15 protein-coding genes are annotated in these 18124 nt (G+C 69.5%); 6 read left to right on the top strand and 9 right to left on the bottom strand.

The genetic code is table 11. From position 1 onward, the window contains the following. Window positions 1-114 precede the first annotated feature (114 nt). Window positions 115-1164 carry a LacI family DNA-binding transcriptional regulator gene (locus tag Q0Q47_RS26955; protein WP_293867541.1) on the bottom strand — a complete coding sequence of 350 codons (1050 nt, stop codon included), beginning with the start codon at window positions 1162-1164 and terminating at the stop codon, window positions 115-117. Window positions 1165-1299: 135 nt separating this feature from the next. Between Q0Q47_RS26955 and Q0Q47_RS26950 the strand changes: the two genes are divergently transcribed. The 6 genes from Q0Q47_RS26950 to Q0Q47_RS26925 all read left to right on the top strand — a co-directional run bounded on the left by Q0Q47_RS26950 (window position 1300) and on the right by Q0Q47_RS26925 (window position 9070). After that, window positions 1300-2577: an ABC transporter substrate-binding protein gene (locus Q0Q47_RS26950; RefSeq protein WP_293867539.1), complete on the top strand. Its 1278-nt coding sequence runs from the start codon at window positions 1300-1302 to the stop codon at window positions 2575-2577. A gap of 321 nt (window positions 2578-2898) precedes the next feature. Next, on the top strand, window positions 2899-3846 hold the full coding sequence (locus Q0Q47_RS26945; RefSeq protein WP_293867543.1) for a carbohydrate ABC transporter permease: 948 nt from the start codon (window positions 2899-2901) through the stop codon (window positions 3844-3846). Next, entirely contained in the window at window positions 3843-4892 is a 1050-nt protein-coding gene (locus Q0Q47_RS26940; RefSeq protein ID WP_293867537.1) for a carbohydrate ABC transporter permease, read from the top strand. Before Q0Q47_RS26945 ends, Q0Q47_RS26940 begins: the two co-directional genes overlap by 4 nt. An 8-nt stretch (window positions 4893-4900) precedes the next feature. Continuing rightward, window positions 4901-5974 (top strand): ABC transporter ATP-binding protein, encoded by a 1074-nt coding sequence (locus Q0Q47_RS26935; protein WP_293867535.1) that lies wholly within the window; start codon window positions 4901-4903, stop codon window positions 5972-5974. Between the two features lie 16 nt (window positions 5975-5990). Continuing rightward, window positions 5991-8342 (top strand): TIM-barrel domain-containing protein, encoded by a 2352-nt coding sequence (locus Q0Q47_RS26930; RefSeq protein WP_293867533.1) that lies wholly within the window; start codon window positions 5991-5993, stop codon window positions 8340-8342. Window positions 8343-8356: 14 nt separating this feature from the next. Beyond that, complete coding sequence (locus Q0Q47_RS26925; RefSeq protein ID WP_293859836.1) at window positions 8357-9070, top strand: ribonuclease activity regulator RraA; 714 nt, start codon at window positions 8357-8359, stop codon at window positions 9068-9070. A gap of 153 nt (window positions 9071-9223) precedes the next feature. On the opposite strand, the gene Q0Q47_RS26920 is transcribed toward Q0Q47_RS26925, so the two are convergent. The 8 genes from Q0Q47_RS26920 to Q0Q47_RS26885 form a co-directional block, all read right to left on the bottom strand. Next, on the bottom strand, window positions 9224-9763 hold the full coding sequence (locus Q0Q47_RS26920; RefSeq protein ID WP_293867531.1) for a GNAT family N-acetyltransferase: 540 nt from the start codon (window positions 9761-9763) through the stop codon (window positions 9224-9226). Further along, window positions 9760-10038, bottom strand: coding sequence for a DUF1778 domain-containing protein (locus Q0Q47_RS26915; RefSeq protein WP_293867529.1), 279 nt, complete (start codon window positions 10036-10038; stop codon window positions 9760-9762). The genes Q0Q47_RS26920 and Q0Q47_RS26915 overlap by 4 nt, the downstream gene beginning before the upstream one ends. Before the next feature lie 84 nt (window positions 10039-10122). Continuing rightward, window positions 10123-11889 carry an acyl-CoA dehydrogenase gene (locus tag Q0Q47_RS26910; RefSeq protein WP_293867527.1) on the bottom strand — a complete coding sequence of 589 codons (1767 nt, stop codon included), beginning with the start codon at window positions 11887-11889 and terminating at the stop codon, window positions 10123-10125. Between the two features lie 162 nt (window positions 11890-12051). After that, the gene (locus tag Q0Q47_RS26905) at window positions 12052-12924 is read right to left on the bottom strand and encodes an amidohydrolase family protein (protein WP_293867525.1); all 873 of its coding nucleotides are present in this window, start codon (window positions 12922-12924) and stop codon (window positions 12052-12054) included. A 15-nt stretch (window positions 12925-12939) separates the two neighbouring features. Then, complete coding sequence (locus tag Q0Q47_RS26900; RefSeq protein WP_293867523.1) at window positions 12940-14781, bottom strand: feruloyl-CoA synthase; 1842 nt, start codon at window positions 14779-14781, stop codon at window positions 12940-12942. 28 nt (window positions 14782-14809) lie between these two features. Continuing rightward, window positions 14810-15601 (bottom strand): crotonase/enoyl-CoA hydratase family protein, encoded by a 792-nt coding sequence (locus tag Q0Q47_RS26895; RefSeq protein ID WP_293867521.1) that lies wholly within the window; start codon window positions 15599-15601, stop codon window positions 14810-14812. A 12-nt stretch (window positions 15602-15613) separates the two neighbouring features. Next, on the bottom strand, window positions 15614-16351 hold the full coding sequence (locus tag Q0Q47_RS26890) for an ABC transporter ATP-binding protein (RefSeq protein WP_293867519.1): 738 nt from the start codon (window positions 16349-16351) through the stop codon (window positions 15614-15616). After that, the gene (locus tag Q0Q47_RS26885) at window positions 16348-18123 is read right to left on the bottom strand and encodes an ATP-binding cassette domain-containing protein (RefSeq protein ID WP_293867517.1); all 1776 of its coding nucleotides are present in this window, start codon (window positions 18121-18123) and stop codon (window positions 16348-16350) included. Before Q0Q47_RS26885 ends, Q0Q47_RS26890 begins: the two co-directional genes overlap by 4 nt. Window position 18124 lies beyond the last annotated feature (1 nt).

Genomic DNA, 18124 nt, shown 5'->3' with positions numbered 1-18124 from the left:
AAGACTGTCAGGGATGTCCCCGAACATGTGTCAGGGATGTCTCCGGTATTTACACCAGGCCCGGGCAGGACGCGTGGAGAGGGCGAGGGGACGGCGAGAGGTCGTGAATTCCCGCTATCGCACGACCAGCTCGTGCGGCAGCAATCTCTCCGGCGGGGCCTGCCCGGCCCACAGGGCCTGCAGCTGCTCCACGACGCTGGCGCCGTAGTCCTTGTAGGGAATGCGGATCGAGGTGAGCCAGGGGGCGATCCAGGCGTTGAGGGCATTCTCGTCGATGCCGACGATGCGGCAGGCGCCGGGTACGTCGATGCCCTGCTCGTGGGCGAGGCGATACGCGCCGTAGGCCATGAGGTCGCTCGGGCACATGATGGCCGCGGGCCAGCCGCCTTTCGCGACGAGGGCCTTCGCCGCGTCGTAGCCGAAGTCGAGATGGCTCGCCCCGTCGCCCCTGGCGATGCGGATCGCCTTGCGCGGCACGCCGCGCTCGGCGAGCCGATCTAGGAAGCCCTCGACACGGTCGGCGATCGAGTTGGACAGCACGGCCGGGCGCAGGACCGCGGGCCGGTCGAGGCCCAGGGCGAGCAGGTGGTCCGCGGCGTCCGCACCGGCCTGGCGGTTGTCGATGCCGACATAGGCTGCGGGACCGTAGGGGCTGCGGCGGCCGACGAAGACCATCGGATCGCCGCGCTCGACCGCCGCCGAAAGCTCGGGGCTGCGGACCGAGCTCACCATGACGTAGCCGTGGGCGACCTGGGCGCGCATGGCCTGCAGGTACTCGTCCTGCAGGTCGGCGCGGTCGTGGGTGTCGCACAGGATCATGACGTAGCCGGCCTTGCGCAGCGCGGCCTCGGTGGAGGCGGCGATGGCGGCCATGGCGGGGTTGTCGATGTTGGGCGCCAGCATGGCCACGAGGCGGCTGTCGCCACGGCGAAGGCTCCGTCCGGCGTGGTTGGTCCGGTAGCCGAGTTCCTTGACGAGCGTCTGGATGCGCGCGACCGTCTTGGGAGATGCCCTGTGGATCTGCCCGTTGACGATGCGCGAAACGGTCGAGATCGAGACCCCGGCCTCATTGGCGAGATCCGCCAAGGACACCGGCGCGTCCGGGCGTCCCCTGACCTTGTCGTCCACCAGCGTCCCCTTCATGCGGCGCAGCCTGACCGGCATCGCTCATCGGTTGTGGATTGACAAGATAGGCAAACGTTTGCCAAAAGCAAGAAAGACGCTGGCGGATCCTCGGCACGGGGAGCGCCATCGCCCGGCGCGCAGGCGACCGGACAACCTCGCAGGGAGAGAAACGACATGAAGCGGATGGCTTGGCTCCTCGGGAGCGCGATCGCCCTCTCGGTCGCCGGCGCCTCGGGCGCCTTCGCGCAGACCACGCTGCGCATGACCTGGTACTCCGACGGCAACGAGGGCGAGGTGATGCAGGATCTGCTCGCCCGCTTCGAGAAGGCCAACCCCGACATCAAGGTCGTGCTCGACCAGGTGCCCTTCAAGGCGATCAACGAGAACCTGCCCGTGCAGCTCGCCGCCGGCGAGGGGCCGGACATCGCCCGCGTCGTCGATCTGGGTGGCGTCGCCAAGTTCATGCTCGACCTGCGGCCGCACCTGAAGGACGCCGCCTATTTCGAGAAGAACTACGGGCCGTTCCTGTCGTGGATGCGCCTTCCCGGCGACACGACCTCGATCCCCGGCTACATGACGCAGCTCACCGTCACGGGCCCCTTCGTCAACAAGACGCTGTTCGAGCAGGCCGGCGTGGCGCTGCCGGGCGAGAAGGCCACCTGGGCCGACTGGGCCAAGGCCACCAAGCAGGTCGCCGACAAGGTCAAGGCGCCGTTCCCGATCGCCATCGACCGCTCGGGCCACCGCTTCCTCGGCATGGCGATCTCCGAGGGCGCGAAGATGTTCGACGCCAAGGGCGAGCCGGCGGTCATCGACGACGGCTTCAAGACGGCGGCCTCGATGGTCGTCGACTGGCACAAGACCGGCGTGATGTCGAAGGAGCTCTGGGGCTCGGTGTCGGGGGCGACCTATCGCGGCGCCAATGACGAGTTCAAGAACGCCCAGGTCGTCATGTACATGTCGGGCTCCTGGCAGATCAGCCAGTTCGACAAGCAGATCGGCAACGCCTTCGACTGGGTCGCGGTGCCGAACCCCTGCGGCGCGGGTGGCTGCACCGGCATGCCGGGCGGCGCGGCGCTGGTCGGTATCAAGACGACGAAGAACCCGCAGGCGGTGGCCAAGGTGATGGAATACCTCGCCAGCGAGCCGGTCGCGCAGGAGTTCTACTCCCGCACGCTCTTCGTGCCGGGCCATGTCGGCCTCGCCCAGAAGGGCATCGACTACCCGTCCGCGAGCCCGCTCGCCAAGCAGGCGCTGGGCGTGTTCGGCAAGCAGGTCGGCCAGGTCTCGCAGACCGCCTACGCGCTGCAGGGCTACACCTACAACCGCATCATCTTCAACGCCGTGATCAGCCGCGTCGGCCAGGTCGTGGCGGGCGAAGGCACGCTCGACGAGGCCTACAAGCGCATCGAGCAGGACGTGGCGGCGCAGATCGCCGAGCGCAAGAAGTAAGGGCCGGGGGCCCTCGCACCTGCCGGGTCGGGTGAGGCTCGTCCTCACCCGGTCCATGCCCACCTCTCCACCGTCATGGCCGGGCTTGGCCCGGCCACCCACGACTTGCACGCGGCGCCGGCAAAGTCGTGGATGCCCGGGCCGAGCCCGGGCAGGACGCGTGGTGGGTGGCGGGCCTGGAATTCGACCGTGCCGCGACCCGCTTGGTCACGGGCTCATAGTGGACTGAACCCAGGGAGAGCGCGCATGTCCGGCAAGGCAGCGTCCGGCGGCATCGGCGACCGCTTCGGCGGTGTGCTGTCCGCGCCCTACACGCTGATCATGAAGGTCCTGGACATCCCCATGCGCGCCGTCCAGAACGCGATCGGCGAACGGCGCATGCCCTACGTCTTCCTGTTGCCGAACTTCCTGTTGTTCGGCCTCTTCGTGTTCCTGCCGCTGATCCTGAACGTCGGCTACTCGCTGACGGGCGGCTCCAAGCTCTACCTCTCCGAGCGGCCCTTCGTGGGACTCGGCCAGTACGCCACGCTGCTCGACTGCACCAACCACCTGCAGCCCTCGACCTGCCGCGAGGACCACTTCTGGCGCGGCGTCTACAACACCATCACCTTCGTGGTGCTGCAGGTCGTGTTCATGGTGCTGTTCTCGCTGCTGACGGCGGTGGTGCTCAACATGAAGATCCGCGGCCGCGGCTTCTTCCGCGCGGTCTACTTCTTCCCGGTGCTGCTCTCGCCCGTCGTCGTGGCGCTGATCTGGAAGTGGATCCTGCAGCGCGAGGGGCTGCTCAACGGCGCCATCACCACGCTCGGCGGCGAGAAGATCCTGTTCTTCGTCGAGCCGGGCTGGGCCATGTTCTGGGCGGTCTTCGTGTCAATCTGGGCCCATATGGGCTTCTACACGCTGATCCTGCTCGCCGGCCTGCAGGCAATCCCCGCCGACATCTACGAGGCGGCGGAGATGGACGGCACGAAGAAGTGGCGCGCCTTCCATCGGCTGACGTTGCCGCTGCTCATGCCCAACCTCATCGTCGTGATCGTGCTGTCGCTTATCAAGGGCGTGCAGACCTTCGACGAGGTCTTCGTGCTCACCGGCGGTGGCCCCGGCACGGCCACGCTGCTCGTGGTGCAGTACATCTACGAGACGGCCTTCTCCAACCAGGTGCAGAACTTCGGGCTCGCCGGCGCCGCCTCGGTGATGCTGGGCGTGGTGCTCTTCGCGCTGACCCTTCTGCAGCTCTTCTTCGCCCGTAAAGGGGAGAAGCCCACATGAGCGTCGCCGACTTCGTGACCCGTCGGCGCGGGCGGCGCTGGCACTGGACCGACATCGCCGCCTACAGCTACCTCGCGCTCGGCGTGGTGCTGATGTTCGGGCCCGTGCTGTGGCTCGTGCTCTCGTCCTTCAAGACCCAGGCGGCGCTGCTCGAGTTCCCGCCCTCCCTCCTGCCGATGACGCAGGAGGAGGTGATGGTGCCGGGCCAGGGCGACAAGCCGCTGCCGCTCTTCAAGGTCACCATGGACGACGGCAGCGTGCGCACGCTCGCCCAGGTCCGCCGCGTCGGCATCCAGGCGCAGATGGTCGACCCCAAGGATCCGGGCACCGTCATCCGCGTGCCGATCGAGCGGCGCGAGCCGGTGCGCAAGTTCCAGCTGGCGCTGGAGAACTACACCAAGCCGCTGCAGCAGTTCGCCTTCACGCGCTACCTCGCGAACTCGGTGTTCGTGACCGTGGTGGCGACGCTGATCACGCTGATCAGCAACTCCATGGCGGCCTATGCGCTGTCGATCTACGAGTTCCGGGGGCGCAACGCGGCGATGCTCGCGGTCATCGGCACGCTGATGATCCCGATCACGATCATCCTCGTGCCGGTCTACATGGTGGTCGCCTCGCTCGGCATGGTGAACAGCCTCTGGGCTGTCATCCTGCCAGGCGCCGCGACGCCGACCGGCGTGTTCCTGCTGCGCCAGTACATGCTGACGCTGCCGCGCGATCTCATCGAGGCGGCGCGCATGGACAAGGCGTCGGAGTGGCAGATCTACTGGCGCATTGTCATGCCGCTGTCGCTGCCGGCGCTGGCCGTGCTCGCGATCTTCTCGATCATGTGGCGCTGGAACGAGTTCCTGTGGCCGCTCGCGGTGCTCACCAAGACCGAGAGCTACACGCTGCAGATCGGCCTCAACGCCTTCCAGGGCGAGCTGCAGGTGCAGTGGCACTACCTGCTCGCCATGACCGTGGTGACGCTGGCCCCCGTCGCGCTCGTCTTCGTCTTCCTGCAGCGCTTCATCACCACGGGCATCGCCAACACCGGGATGAAATAGGACACGCCATGGCACAGCTCGAACTCAAGGGTGTCCACAAGAGCTACGGACCCGTGAAGACGATCCACGGGGTGGATCTCTCCATCGGCGACGGCGAGTTCGTCGTCTTCGTCGGTCCGTCCGGCTGCGGCAAGTCGACCTTGCTGCGCATGATCGCGGGGCTGGAGGAGATCACCGACGGCACGGTCAGCATCGACGGCAAGGTCGTCAACGACGTGCCGGCCGCCGACCGCGGGCTCGCCATGGTGTTCCAGAGCTACGCGCTCTACCCGCACATGTCGGTCTATCAGAACATGGCCTTCGGGCTGGAGAACATGGGCCTGCCGCGGCCGGAGATCGAGAAGCGCGTACAGCGGGCGACGACCATGCTGCAGCTGGAGCCCTATCTGCAGCGCAAGCCCAAGATGCTCTCCGGCGGACAGCGCCAGCGCGTCGCCATCGGCCGCGCCATCGTGCGCGATCCCAAGATCTTCCTGTTCGACGAGCCGCTCTCCAACCTCGACGCCGAGCTGCGCGTGGCGATGCGCAAGGAGCTCTCGGCGCTGCATGCCGAGATCGGGGGGACGATGATCTACGTGACCCACGACCAGGTCGAGGCGATGACGCTCGCCGACCGCATCGTGGTGCTGCGCGCCGGTCGCATCGAGCAGGTCGGCACGCCGCTCGACCTCTACCACCGGCCCGCCAACCAGTTCGTCGCCGGCTTCATCGGCTCCCCGCGCATGAACTTCCTGAAGGGGACCGTCGCCGCTCCCGGGACGATCGCCATCGCCGGCGGACGCAGCCTCGACCTGCCCGCCGCGGCAGGACTTCCGGCGGGCGAAGAGGTCACCGTCGGCATCCGTCCCGAGCACGTCGCGCTCTGCGGCCGGGAGGACGCGGACGTCATGATCCGCCTCGACCTCGTCGAGCATCTCGGCGGCGAGACGTACCTCTACGGGCAGAGCGAGACGCTGCCCTCCATGACCATCAAGCAGGATGGCGACTGCGCGGCGACGCGCGGCGACATGCTGCCCCTGCGCCTCGTGCGCGACCGCCTGCACCTGTTCGATTCCGCCGGCCTCGTGCGCCGCGCCGCCTGAACTTCGGAGACTGCCCATGAAATCGCTCACCCTCGGCCGGTATCGCGGCCGCGATGGCCTCTGGGCCGTGTTCGACCTCGACCACGGTGTCGACCTGCGCATCGGCCTTCTCGAGGACGACATCGGCCGCGTGGTCATGCGCCGCGATGGCGGCTACCGGCTCGACCGCGGATGGAGCATCGCGCCGGGCGGGCTCGAGCCGCCCTACGAGGGCCGCAGCCGCGACGACGTCGCGGGCTTCAGCTGCCCGGCCGTGACGGTGACCGAGGAGCAGGGCCGCGTCGTCATCGCCGGCAAGGCGCTGACGGCCGTCGTGACGCTGGAGCCGTTCGGCATCGCCTGGCACCGTGCCGGCGAGGCGGAGCCCTTCCTGTGCGACCGGCGCACGCAGGCCTATTTCGTGTCGCGCCAGACCGGCGCCGTGTCCCACTTCATCGCCCGCGGCAAGGCGGAGCGCCACTACGGCCTCGGCGACAAGTCGGGCCCGCTCGATCGCACCGGGCGGCGTTTCCGCATCGACGCGGTGGACCCCTGCGGCTTTGACGCCGAGACGAGCGATCCGCTCTACAAGATGATCCCGTTCTACATCGTCGATGGCCCGGCCGGCCCGCACGGCATCTACTACGACAGCTACGCGGTGGGCGAGGTCGACCTCGGCGAGACGATCGACAACTACCACGGCCTGTTCCGCTTCTGGCGGGCTGAGGAGGGCGACCTCGACTATTACGTCCTCGGCGCGCCGACCGTGCCGGGCATCGTCAAGCGCTTCTCGTGGCTCACCGGCGGCCAGGCCTTCGCGCCGAAATGGACGCTCGGCTTCGCGCAGACGTCGATGGCCATCGCCGACGCGTCGGACGCGCAGGCCCGCGTTCGCGACTTCGCCGAACAGTGCAAGGCGCATTCGATTCCGTGCGACAGCTTCCACTTCGGCTCCGGCTACACGATGATCAACGGCAGGCGCTATGCCTTCCACTGGAACCGCGACAAGTTCCCGGACCCGCAGGGCACGCTGGCGCACCTCAATGCCGTCGGCCTCCATCCCGTCACGAACCTCAAGCCCTGCCTGCTGGACGACCATCCGCGTCTCGGCGAGCTCCTGAAGGACGGCGGCCTGGTCATGGACGGCGACACCGGCAAGCCGGCCGTCGCGCAGTTCTGGGACGGGCTCGGCTACCACCTCGACTTCACCCATCCGCACGGTCGCGCCTGGTGGCGCGCCGGCATGCAGACGGCGCTGCTCGACTACGGCGTCCAGACCGTGTGGAACGACAACAACGAGTACGAGATCTGGGACGAGGACGCCGTGTGCAACGGCGACGGCCGCCCCTTCCCGCAGAAGCTCGCCCGCAGCGCGCAGCCGCTGATCATGACGAAGCTGTCCTTCCAGACGCAGGCCGAGCACGCACCCGGCAAGCGGCCCTACGCCATCACGCGCGGCGGTTCCGCGGGTATCTGGCGCTATGCCCAGACCTGGTCGGGCGACAACGCGACGGCCTGGAAGACGCTGCGCTTCAACCTGACCCAGGGGCTCAACATGAGCCTCACGGGCATGTTCAACATCGGCCATGACGCGGGCGGCTTCCACGGGCCCAGCCCGAGCCCCGAGCTGCTCGTGCGCTTCGTCGAGTTCTGCTCGTTCTGGCCGCGCTTCGTCATGAACTCGTGGAACGACGACGGCGTCACGACGCTGCCGTGGATGTATCCGGAGAAGATCCCGCAGGTGCGCGAGGCGATCCGCTTGCGCTATCGGCTGATGCCCTACCTCTACACGCAGCTCTGGAAGGCGTCACGCGACGACACGCCGATCGCGCAGCCGCTGTTCTTCGCTTTCCCGCAGGACGCCGCCGCGCGCACGGTCGAGGACGTGTTCATGGTCGGCCCCGACCTGCTCGTCGCGCCCGTGCTCGAGGAGGGCGCCACCCGGCGCCGGGCCTACCTGCCGCAGAACGAGGGCGGCTGGTACTTCTTCCACGACGGCTCGCACCACCCGGGCGGCGCCGTCGCCGAGATCGACGCGCCGCTCGGCCGCGTGCCGCTCTTCGTGCGGGCCGGCGCCCTGCTGCCGGTGAGCGAACTCGTCGACAAGGTCGACCCCGCGGCGGACACCGTGCGCGAGATCCTCGTCTACGGGACGCCCGTCAAGGCCACCGTCGAGCTCTACGAGGACGATGGCGACACGTCGGGCTGGCGCACGGGCGCCGGGCTCACGATCACGCTGAGCGCCACGCGCGACGGTGACGCGACGGTGGTCTCGGCCAAGGCCGAGGGCGCCTGGAAGCCGGCCTACGGAGCCTTGCGCCTGCGTTCCGTCGGCGGCACCACGCTGCGCGTCGGCACGGCCGACGGCATCGCCATCCAACTGGCCTGACGGAGGGGACCCCCATGTTGAAGCCCGAAACCCGCGACCGGCTGAAGACGGTCTCCACCGCCACCCTGTGCACGGCGCTGTTCAAGCGCGGCCTGCGCAACCAGTTCATCCAGGACGTCCACCCGCTGAACCCCAACGCCGGCACCATGGTCGGCGAGGCCTTCACGCTGCGCTACATCCCCGCCCGCGAGGACCTGAACCCGCTGTCGGTGTTCCAGAACCGGGCCCATCCGCAGCGCAAGGCGGTCGAGGAATGCCCGCCCGGCGCGGTCATGGTGATCGACAGCCGCAAGGATGCGCGCGCGGCCTCGGCCGGCTCGATCCTGGTGTCGCGCCTGATGAAGCGCGGCGTCGCCGGCGTGGTGACGGATGGCGGCTTCCGCGACAGCCCGGAAATCGCGCAGCTGCCGTTCCCGGCCTACCACCAGCGCCCCTCGGCGCCGACCAACCTGACGCTGCACCAGGCGCTCGACATCAACGTGCCGATCGGCTGCGGCGACGTGGCCGTGTGGCCGGGCGACGTGGTCGTGGGCGACGGCGAGGGCGTGGTGATCATCCCCGCCGGCATCGCCGACGAGGTCGCGGCCGAGGCGGTGGAGATGACGGCGTTCGAGGACTTCGTCACCGAGCGGGTGATGGACGGCCAGTCGATCCTCGGGCTCTACCCCCCGACCGACGAGGCCAACAAGGTGGCCTTCGACGCCTGGCGCAAGGAGAAGGGGCGCTGAGGGGCACGGAGAGGTTCTGCGTCCTTCGACTCGGCGCCTCCGGCGCCGGCTCAGGATGAGGGGCTTTGTGTGTTTTGCTCCACTACAACGCCCCTCATCCTGAGCCGGCCGCAACGCGGCCGAGTCGAAGGACGCAGGATGGCGGTGCTCCCCTTACAACGGTTCGAGCCCCGCCATGACCCGGGCGCGGTTGTACTCGGCGTAGGTCAGGACCAGCGACAGCGGGCGGTCGAGGAGCCTGAGGGCCCCGAAGCCCTCGTACCATCCGGCGCCGGCATCGTCCTTCGCGTCGATCAGCAGGGCGGTGCCTCCGACTTCCTTGCTGGCTCTGCAGCAGCGTTCGAGCGCGCTGGCCAGCAACTGGCTCCCCAGTCCCCGGCCCTGGCATGACCGATCGACGGCGAGCCGGCCCAGTCGGAAGCAGCCGAACGGGTATCGCCCCGCCGTGCGCGGGCGGCTCTGCATGGGCACCGCGGCGAACTCGATCTGGGCAGGGCTGATCGTGTAGAATCCGAGCACCTTGGCGGGCTGCGCCGTGACGACGGCGCAGTAGGTCTTGGCCGAGCCGGCCTCGTGGGCCTGCCGCGCGTACTGTGCCAGGAACTGGTTCAGATCACCGTCGCCGCAGTCGAAACTGCGCCGATCGTGCGATTTGGAGATCGCTTCTTCATGCCAGGCGGGCAGCCCGGTCATCGGGCATCGGACCGTGCCTTGATGGCCCTGACCAGGCGCGGGCTCGGCTCGCGGGGATGGTCGAGGAGGTCCAGCACGCGCAGCGTGTCCCGCTCCGACAGGGAAATCCGCTCGAATTTCTCGATCACGGCTTCGGCGGCCGACAACGAGTTGCGGAGCATGAAATCCTTCAGGGTCGTGCCTTCCAGCGCCGCGGCGCGCATCAACCGCGCCTTCTCGAGCGGCGGGATGTGCATCGTGAAGCGGTGATTGTCGTCGATCCCGACGCGCGGCATGGCCAGTTTCCTCTGGGGGAACGATAGCAAAGGCCGGGGAAAGGATCAACGATACGCTTTCAAGGCGTATTGATGGTTGCGTTGTCAGAATGCCGACTGATCGGGCACGTATCCCGTGCAGACGATCCGGCGGAGGGAAGGCGCCAGCACGGCCATGTTGGCCGCAAAAAACCTTGCATCGTCGATGGCCTGGGACAGCACCGGCCGGTCGTCGCCAGCCTTGCGCAGCGCCTCGGCGGCCCGGGCTCCCTTGAGCAGCCCGGCGGCGCCCGCCGTCGTTCCCCACAGCCGCAGATAGGGCGTCGCCGAGGCGAGCAGGGCGGCGGTGTTGTTGGCGTGTGTCTCGATCCAGCCGGTCGCCTCGCAGAGCGCCGCGCAGGCTTCGGCCACGAGGGCGGCCGTCGGTGCCAATGCGCCCGCGCCGCCCGCTTCCCGCGCCAGCGCCTGCCAGCCCGCGACCGTGTCGCGCGCCACCGTGCTGCCGGGCTTCAGGACCTTGCGGGTGACGAGGTCGATCGCCTGGATCCCGTTGGTGCCTTCGTAGATCGGCGGGATGCGGGCATCGCGGAAGTGCTGGGCCGCGCCCGTCTCCTCGACATAGCCCATGCCGCCGTGGACCTGCACGCCGATCGACGTCACCTCGACGCCGATGTCGGTGCACCAGGCCTTGGTGATCGGCGTCAGCAGGCCGGCGAGGTCGGAGGCGCGGGCGCGCTCGGCCGGGTCGGGATGGGCATGGGCGCGGTCGATGGCGGAGGCCGCCGCATAGGCGACGGCGCGGGCGGCGCTCGTCAGCGCGCGCATGGTGGCGAGGTTCCGCCGCACGTCGGGGTGGGCGATGATCGGCACCGTGGCGTCGCCCGATCCGGGCGCGCGGCCCTGGCGCCGCTCGCGGGCGTAGCCCAGGGCCTGCTGGGTGGCGCGTTCCGCGATGGCGACGCCCTGGAGTCCCGTGTAGAGGCGCGCCTTGTTCATCATCGTGAACATGCAGGCGAGCCCGCGGTTCTCCTCGCCCACGAGCCAGCCGACCGCGCCCTCGGCATTGCCGAAGGCCATCATGCAAGTGGGGCTCGCATGGATGCCCAGCTTGTGCTCGAGGCCGGCGCAGACGACGTCGTTGCGCGTGCCCGGAGAGCCGTCGGAGTTCGGGATGAATTTCGGCACGAGGAACAGCGAGATGCCGCGCGAGCCGGGAGGCGCGTCGGGCAGGCGCGCCAGCACGAGGTGCACGATGTTGTCGGCCAGCGAGTGCTCGCCATAGGTGATGAAGATCTTCTGGCCGAAGAGCCGGTAGGTGCCGTCGCCGGCGGGCACCGCGCGGGTGCGCAGCGCGCCGAGGTCCGAGCCCGCCTGCGGCTCGGTGAGGTTCATCGTGGCGGTCCACTCGCCCGAGACGAGTTTTGGGAGGTAGCGCGCCTGCAGCTCCGGCGTGGCGTGCAGGACCAGCGTGTCGACGGCGCCCTGCGTCAGCACGGGGCCGAGCGCGAAGGACATGCAGGCGCTCGTCCACATCTCCATGCCGGCGGCGGCGAGCCGCGTGGGCAGGCCCATGCCGCCCCAGTCGGCCGGCAGGTCGATGCCGTTCCAGCCGCCCTGCGCCCAGTCCTGGTAGGCCTCGCGCCAGCCGGGCGGCTGCGTGACGACGCCGTCGGCGAGTGTCGCGCCGAGGCGGTCGCCGTCGCGGTTCAGGGGCGCGAGGCGGCCGGCGGCGAAGCGGCCGGCCTCCGCGAGGATGCCGTCCACCACGTCGGCGCTCGCATCCGCGGCCCAGCCTTCCCGGGCATCGGACTCGAGGTCGGCGATGGCCGACAGGGCAAAGGCCATGGTCTCGACGGGCGCGGTGTAGGTCATGGGCGGGATCCTGGCGGCAGTCCTGGTCTTCTCGTCAGGCACCCTCTCTCCGTCCTCCCCGGGCTTGGCCCGGGGATCCACGACTGTGGGCGGCCCCAGTGAAGTCGTGGGTGCCCGGGCCAAGCCCGGGCAAGACGGTGGAGGGGTGGCGGGCTTGCGAACTCAAGCACCCCCATCCAGCCGCAGGGCCTTGATGGCGTTCTGTTTGAGGATGAGGTCGTGCACCTCGGGCTTGAAGCCGGCGGCATGGAAGTCGCGGATCCAGCGCTCGGGGGCGATGAGGGGGAAGTCGGAGCCGAAGAGCATCTTGTGCTTCAGCTGGCCGTTCGCGTACTGCACGATCTGCGGCGGGAAGTACTTGGGCATCCAGCCGGACAGGTCGATGTAGACGTTGGGCTTGTGCAGCGCGATCGACAGCGCCTCGTCCGTCCAGGGCCAGGACGGGTGGGCGAGGATGATCGTCATGTCCGGGAAGTCGACCGCGACGTCGTCGACGTGGATGGGCTGCGAGTACTTCAGCCTGAGGCCGCCGCCGCCACGCATGCCGGTTCCGATGCCGGAGTGCCCGGTGTGGAAGATGGCCGGCAGCTTGTACTCGGCGATCACCTCGTAGAGCTTGTAGGCCATCCGGTCGTTGGGGAAGAAGCCCTGGCAGGTCGGGTGGAACTTGAAGCCCTTCACCACGCCCGCCTCGACGAGCGCCCGCGCCTCGCGCGCACCGAGCCCGCCCTTGTGCGGGTCGATCGAGGCGAAGGCGATCATGATGTCGGCGTTGTCGCGCGCCGCGTCGGCGATCTCCTCGTTGGGGATGCGGCGGTTGCCGATCTCGAACTCGGTGTCGACGGTGAACATCACGAGCCCGATCTTCTGCTCGCGGTAATGGGCCAGCGTCTCGGCGATGGTCGGCCGCTTGCCGACCTTGAAGTACTTGCTCGCCGCCTCGTCGAACGGCGCCCAGACGGGATCGGGCTCCTGGCGGCAGGACACCTCGGCATGGGTGTGGACGTCGATGGCGACGAGGTCGGCGATGTTCATCGGAAACTCCTGACTTCAGCGCGCCGCGATGACGGACGGCGCGGGAGGCGAGGCGTAGAGCGCGTCGACGAAGGCGGCGCGGCGGGCGAGCACGGCGCGCTGGTTGAGCGAGCCCTTGTCGGTCATCTCGTTGGCGTCGATCGAGGCGGGCTCGGCCATCAGCATCACACGCGTGACGCGGTTCGACGAGCCCGTGCTTTCCCTGGCGAAGGCCGCGAGCTTCTCGGCGATGGCGGTGCGCACCGTCGGGGCGGCCAGAACGTCCGCGTCCGAAAGGGTGCCGGCATCCCGGCCCAGCAGGGCGCGGCAGGCCTCCATCTCGGGGAAGAGCAGGGCGTTGACGTCGTCGCGGTCGTGGCCGGCGATCACCGCGTCGCGGATGAACGGGGCGAGCGCATTGATGAGGCGCGCGCGCAGCGGGCCGACGCTCACCCAGGTGCCCGTGGCCAGCTTGAAGTCCTCCGAGATGCGCCCGTCGAAGACGAAGCCGCCGTCGGCATCGCCGTCGATGGCGAAGCGCAGCGCATCGCCGAGCTTGTAGAAGCCCTCCTCGTCGAAGGCCTTCGCCGTCTGCTCGGGATCGCGCCAGTAGCCGGGCGTGACCATCGGGCCGTGCATGCGGGCCTCGAGCTTGCCGTCGTTGGGGATGAGCTTCAGCGTCACGCCCGGCAGGGGCACGCCGACGACGCCGGCGCGCGCATTGTGGGGCGTGCTGGCGAGGCAGGCCGGCGCCGTCTCGGTGGCGCCGAGGCTGGTGATCATGAGCACCCGCTTGCCCAGCGTCTCGGTCGCCAGAGCGTCGAGCTCGGCGGCGACATGGGCCGGCAGGGTGGCGCCGGCGTAGAAGGTGACGTTGAGCCGCTTGTAGAACGTCTCGCGCAACTGGGCATCGGCCCGCAGGCGCGGCACCAGCTCCTCGTAGCCCTTGGGCACGTTGAAGTAGACCGTCGGCGAGACCTCGCGCAGGTTCCGGATGGTCTCGTCGATGCCGGCCGGCGTCGGCTTGCCCCCGTCGATGTACAGCGTGCCGCCGTTGCGCAGCACGAAGCCGAGATTGTGGTTGCCGCCGAAGGTGTGGTGCCAGGGAAGCCAGTCGACCAGCACCGGCGGCTCGGTCTTCCCGAAGGCCAGCCAGTGGGCCAGCATTTCCTGATTGGCGCACAGCATGCGCTGCGTGTTGATGACGCCCTTGGGCAGGCCCGTCGATCCGGACGTGAACAGGATCTTGGCGACCGTGTCGGGCCCCACTGTGGCATTGGCGGCGTCGACGGCGGGGCCGTCGGGACCGGCGAGGAGCGTGGAGAATTCGGTGACGCTGCGTCCCTCGGGGGCGCCGGCCGCCGTCACGAGCTCGATGGCCGGATCACAGGTCGCCAGGATGGCGCGGGCGAAGGCCCTGCCGCTGCTGGCGAAGATCAGTCCGGGCGTCAGGCGGGCGAGGATCGTCCGCAGCTTGTCGTAGTCGGTCGCGATCAGCGAATAGGCCGGCGAGACGGGTGCGGCCGGCACGCCCACATACATCGCGGCGAGCACGAGCAGGGCCTGCTCGATGTCGTTGCCCGAGAGGATCGCGACGGGGCGCTCGGCGGAGAGGCCGCGCGCCAGCAGCGCGCCGGCGATCGACCGCACGGCCTTGCGGACCTGCGCATAGGTCATCGTCCGCCAGGGACCCTCCTTCGTGCGCTGGGCGAGGAAGACCCGGTCGGGCGCTTCCCGGGCCCAGCGGTCGAGGTGGTCGGTGATGCGCCGTGGCGGTTGCGTCAGCGGCGCCGTCGTGCGCACCCGCAGGGTGCCGTCGGCATGCTTCTCCAGGACCGCGGGCAGCGGGCCGATCTCGACGTCGCGGTGGTCGGTCATGGGGTCCCCTCCCGGTGATCGAGGTCGTTCAGTCTTTGGGCGTGTGGGTGATCTTCGCGGCGCGCTTCTCAAGGAAGTCGCGCAGGCGCTGCTGGGCTTCCGGCGTCGTCTCGGCGATGGCCGCCATCAGCGACTCGGTGAAGAAGCCCGCCGCCGGGTTGCTCTCGGCGATCTGGGGCAGGGCGTTGATGATGGCGAAGTTCGTCATCCGCGCGTTGCCAGCGGCCTTGCGGGCGAGCTCCATGGCCTTCCCCAAGCCCTCGCCGTCCTCGACGAGGTACTGGCTCGCGCCCGCGACGTGGCCCTCCTGTGCCGACAGCGTGCGGCCTGTCAGCATGAGGTCCTGGACCAGCGGCAGGCCGATGAGCTTGGGGATCCGCACGGAGCCGCCGCCGCCGAGGAAGATGCCGCGCTGGCCCTCGGGCAGGGCGTAGTAGGCCGAGCGCTCGGCGATGCGGACATGGGTGGAGGCCGCGAGCTCGAGCCCGCCGCCGACCACGGCGCCGTGCAGCACGGCGAAGACCGGCACGGGACCGAACTGCATCGCGCCGAAGGCCGTGTGCCACATCTGCGAGTGGCGGATGCCCTTGTAGAGGTCCGAGGCTCCCGTGACCTCGCTGAGGTCCAGGCCGGCGCAGAAGTGCTGGCCCTCACCGTGCAGCACGACGGCGCGCACCTCCTCGGGCAGCTCGGCGAAGAACCGGCCGATGCCTTTCACCGTGTCGTCGTCGAGCGCGTTGCGCTTGGCCGGGCGGGCGAGCTTCAGGATCGCGACGGCACCGTCGCGGGTGGCCTGCAACGTGTCGGGCAAAGTGGACATGAACGTGCTCCTTCAGGAGGCGGGCGCGGCGGCGTGGCCGCCGAAGCCGAGATAGCTTTCGATGATCCGGGGGTCGGCGGAGAGTTCGGCGGCGGGACCCTGCAGGGTGATCTCGCCGAGCTCCATGACGTAGGCGTGGTCTGCGACCTGCAGCGCGGCGCGTGCGTTCTGCTCGACGAGCAGGATCGAGACGCCCGAGGCCTTCAGCCCGACGATGATGTCGAAGATGTCCTTCACGATGCGCGGTGCGAGGCCGAGGCTCGGCTCGTCGAGCATCAGGAGGCGGGGCTTCGCCATGAGAGCGCGGCCCATGGCCAGCATCTGGCGCTCGCCGCCCGACAGCGTGCCGGCGAGCTGCGCGCGGCGCTCCTTCAGGCGCGGGAAGCGGCCGAAGACCTCCTCCAGGCCGGAGGCGATGGCGCCGCCGCCGAGGCGATAGGCGCCGAGGCGAAGGTTGTCCTCGACGCTCATGGTGCCGAAGAGTTCGCGCTTCTCGGGGACGAGGCACAGGCCGCGGCCGACGCGGGCCTCGATGCCGAGCGCCGAGACGGGCGTGCCTTCCAGCACGACGTCGCCGCGCGACGGGATGACGCCCATGACCGCGTTGAGCAGGGTCGTCTTGCCGGCCCCATTGGCGCCGATGACCGTGACGATCGAGCCCTGCGGCAGGGCCAGCGACGCGTTGCGCACGGCCTCGACCTTGCCGTAGCCGGCGCTCAGGTTCTCCACCCGCAGCATTGGCGCGCTCATGTCACGCCTCCGAGATAGGCCTCGAGCACGGCCGGGTTCTTGCTGACCGCGGCGGGCGTGCCCTCGGCAATCTTCTGGCCGAAGTCGAGCACCACCAGGTGGTCGGTGAGCTTCATGACGAAGTCCATGTCGTGCTCGACGAGCAGGATGCTGACGCCCTCGGCGCGCAGCTGCGAGAGCAGGGCCGCGAGCTGCTGCTTCTCGCCGAAGCGCAGGCCGGCGGCGGGCTCGTCGAGCAGCAGCATCGCCGGGTCGAGGCAGAGCGCGCGGGCGATCTCGACGACGCGTTGCTGGCCGAGGGCCAGCGAGGAGGCGGGCTTGTGCAGGTGTTCGCGCAGGCCCACGCGTTCGAGCTGCGCGGCGGCTTCGCGCAGGATGCGCTTCTCCTCGGCGCGGTCGAAGCGGAGCATCGAGGCGATGACGCCGGCGCGGCCGCGCAGGTGCGCGCCGATGGCGACGTTCTCGATCACGCTCATGGTCCCCACCAGCTTCACGTGCTGGAAGGTCCGCGCCACGCCCTGGCCGGCGATGAGGCGGGCCGGCAGGCCGGCCACCTGCTGCCCGAGGAACTTGATCGAGCCCGCGGTGGGCCGCAGCACGCCGGTGAGCAGGTTGAAGGTGGTGCTCTTGCCGGCGCCGTTCGGGCCGATGAGCCCGACGATCTCGCCGGCCTTCAGCGCGAAGGACACGTCGTTGACCGCGACCAGTCCGCCGAACTGCATGCGGGCCTTGTCGACGGCCAGCAGCGGCGCGCCGGCTTCGGGCAGCGGCCGGCGCGGCAGCGGCTCGGCTGACGTGTCCACCTTGACCGGCGGCGGCGCGGGCAGCAGGCGCAGCACCATCGGCCACAGGCCCTGGCGGGCGAACTGCAGGATGCCGACCATCAGGATGCCGAAGACGATGGTCTCGAAGTTGCCGTCGCTGCCGATCAGCTTGGGCAGCAGCGACTGCAGGTGGTCCTTGAGGATCGTCACGACGGTGGCGCCGAAGACGCCGCCGAGCACGTGGCCCGAGCCGCCGAGCACCGCCATCAGCAGGTATTCGATGCCGGCGTTCACGCCGAAGGGCGACGGGCTCACGGCGCGCTGCACGTGGGCGTAGAGCCAGCCCGAGACGCCGGCGAGCAGGGCGGCATAGACGAAGACGACGAGCTTGGCGCGGTGCGTGGCGACGCCGAAGGATTCGGCCGCCTGGCCGCCGCCGCGCAGCGCCCGGATGGCGCGCCCGGTTCGGCTGTCGAGCAGGTTCTCGCTGAGCACGACCGCGACGAGGACGACGAGCCAGATCACGTAGAAGACCGAGCGGGAGTCGATGAGGGCATGGCCGGCGATCGAGAAGGGCGGCAGGCCGGAGAGGCCGTCGTAGCGGCCGAGCCACTCGATGTTGCCGAACAGGTAGAAGATGCTGATGCCCCAGGCGATCGTGCCGAGCGGCAGGAAGTGGCCGGAGAGGCGCACGGTGACGAGGCCGAGCAGCGTCGCCGTGATGCCCGTGGTGAGCAGGCAGGCCGGCAGCGTCAGCCAGGGCGAGAGGCCGTAGCGGGTCGTCAGCACGGCGGAGGTGTAGGCGCCGATGCCGACGAAGGCCGCCTGGCCGAAAGAGGTCATGCCGCCGACGCCGGTGAGGAGCACGAGGCCGATGGCGACCAGGCTCGAAAGCCCGATGTAGCACCACAGCGTGATCCAGAAGTCCGGCAGCGGCAGCAGCGGAATCGCGCCGAAGCCGATGAGGACGATCGCGGCGAGCAGGGGGCGGGCGAGAAGGGCGTTCATG

This window comes from uncultured Alsobacter sp. (assembly GCF_945952055.1).
Classification (GTDB): domain Bacteria; phylum Pseudomonadota; class Alphaproteobacteria; order Rhizobiales; family Beijerinckiaceae; genus Alsobacter.
This window is presented reverse-complemented; position numbering and strand designations above follow the sequence as displayed.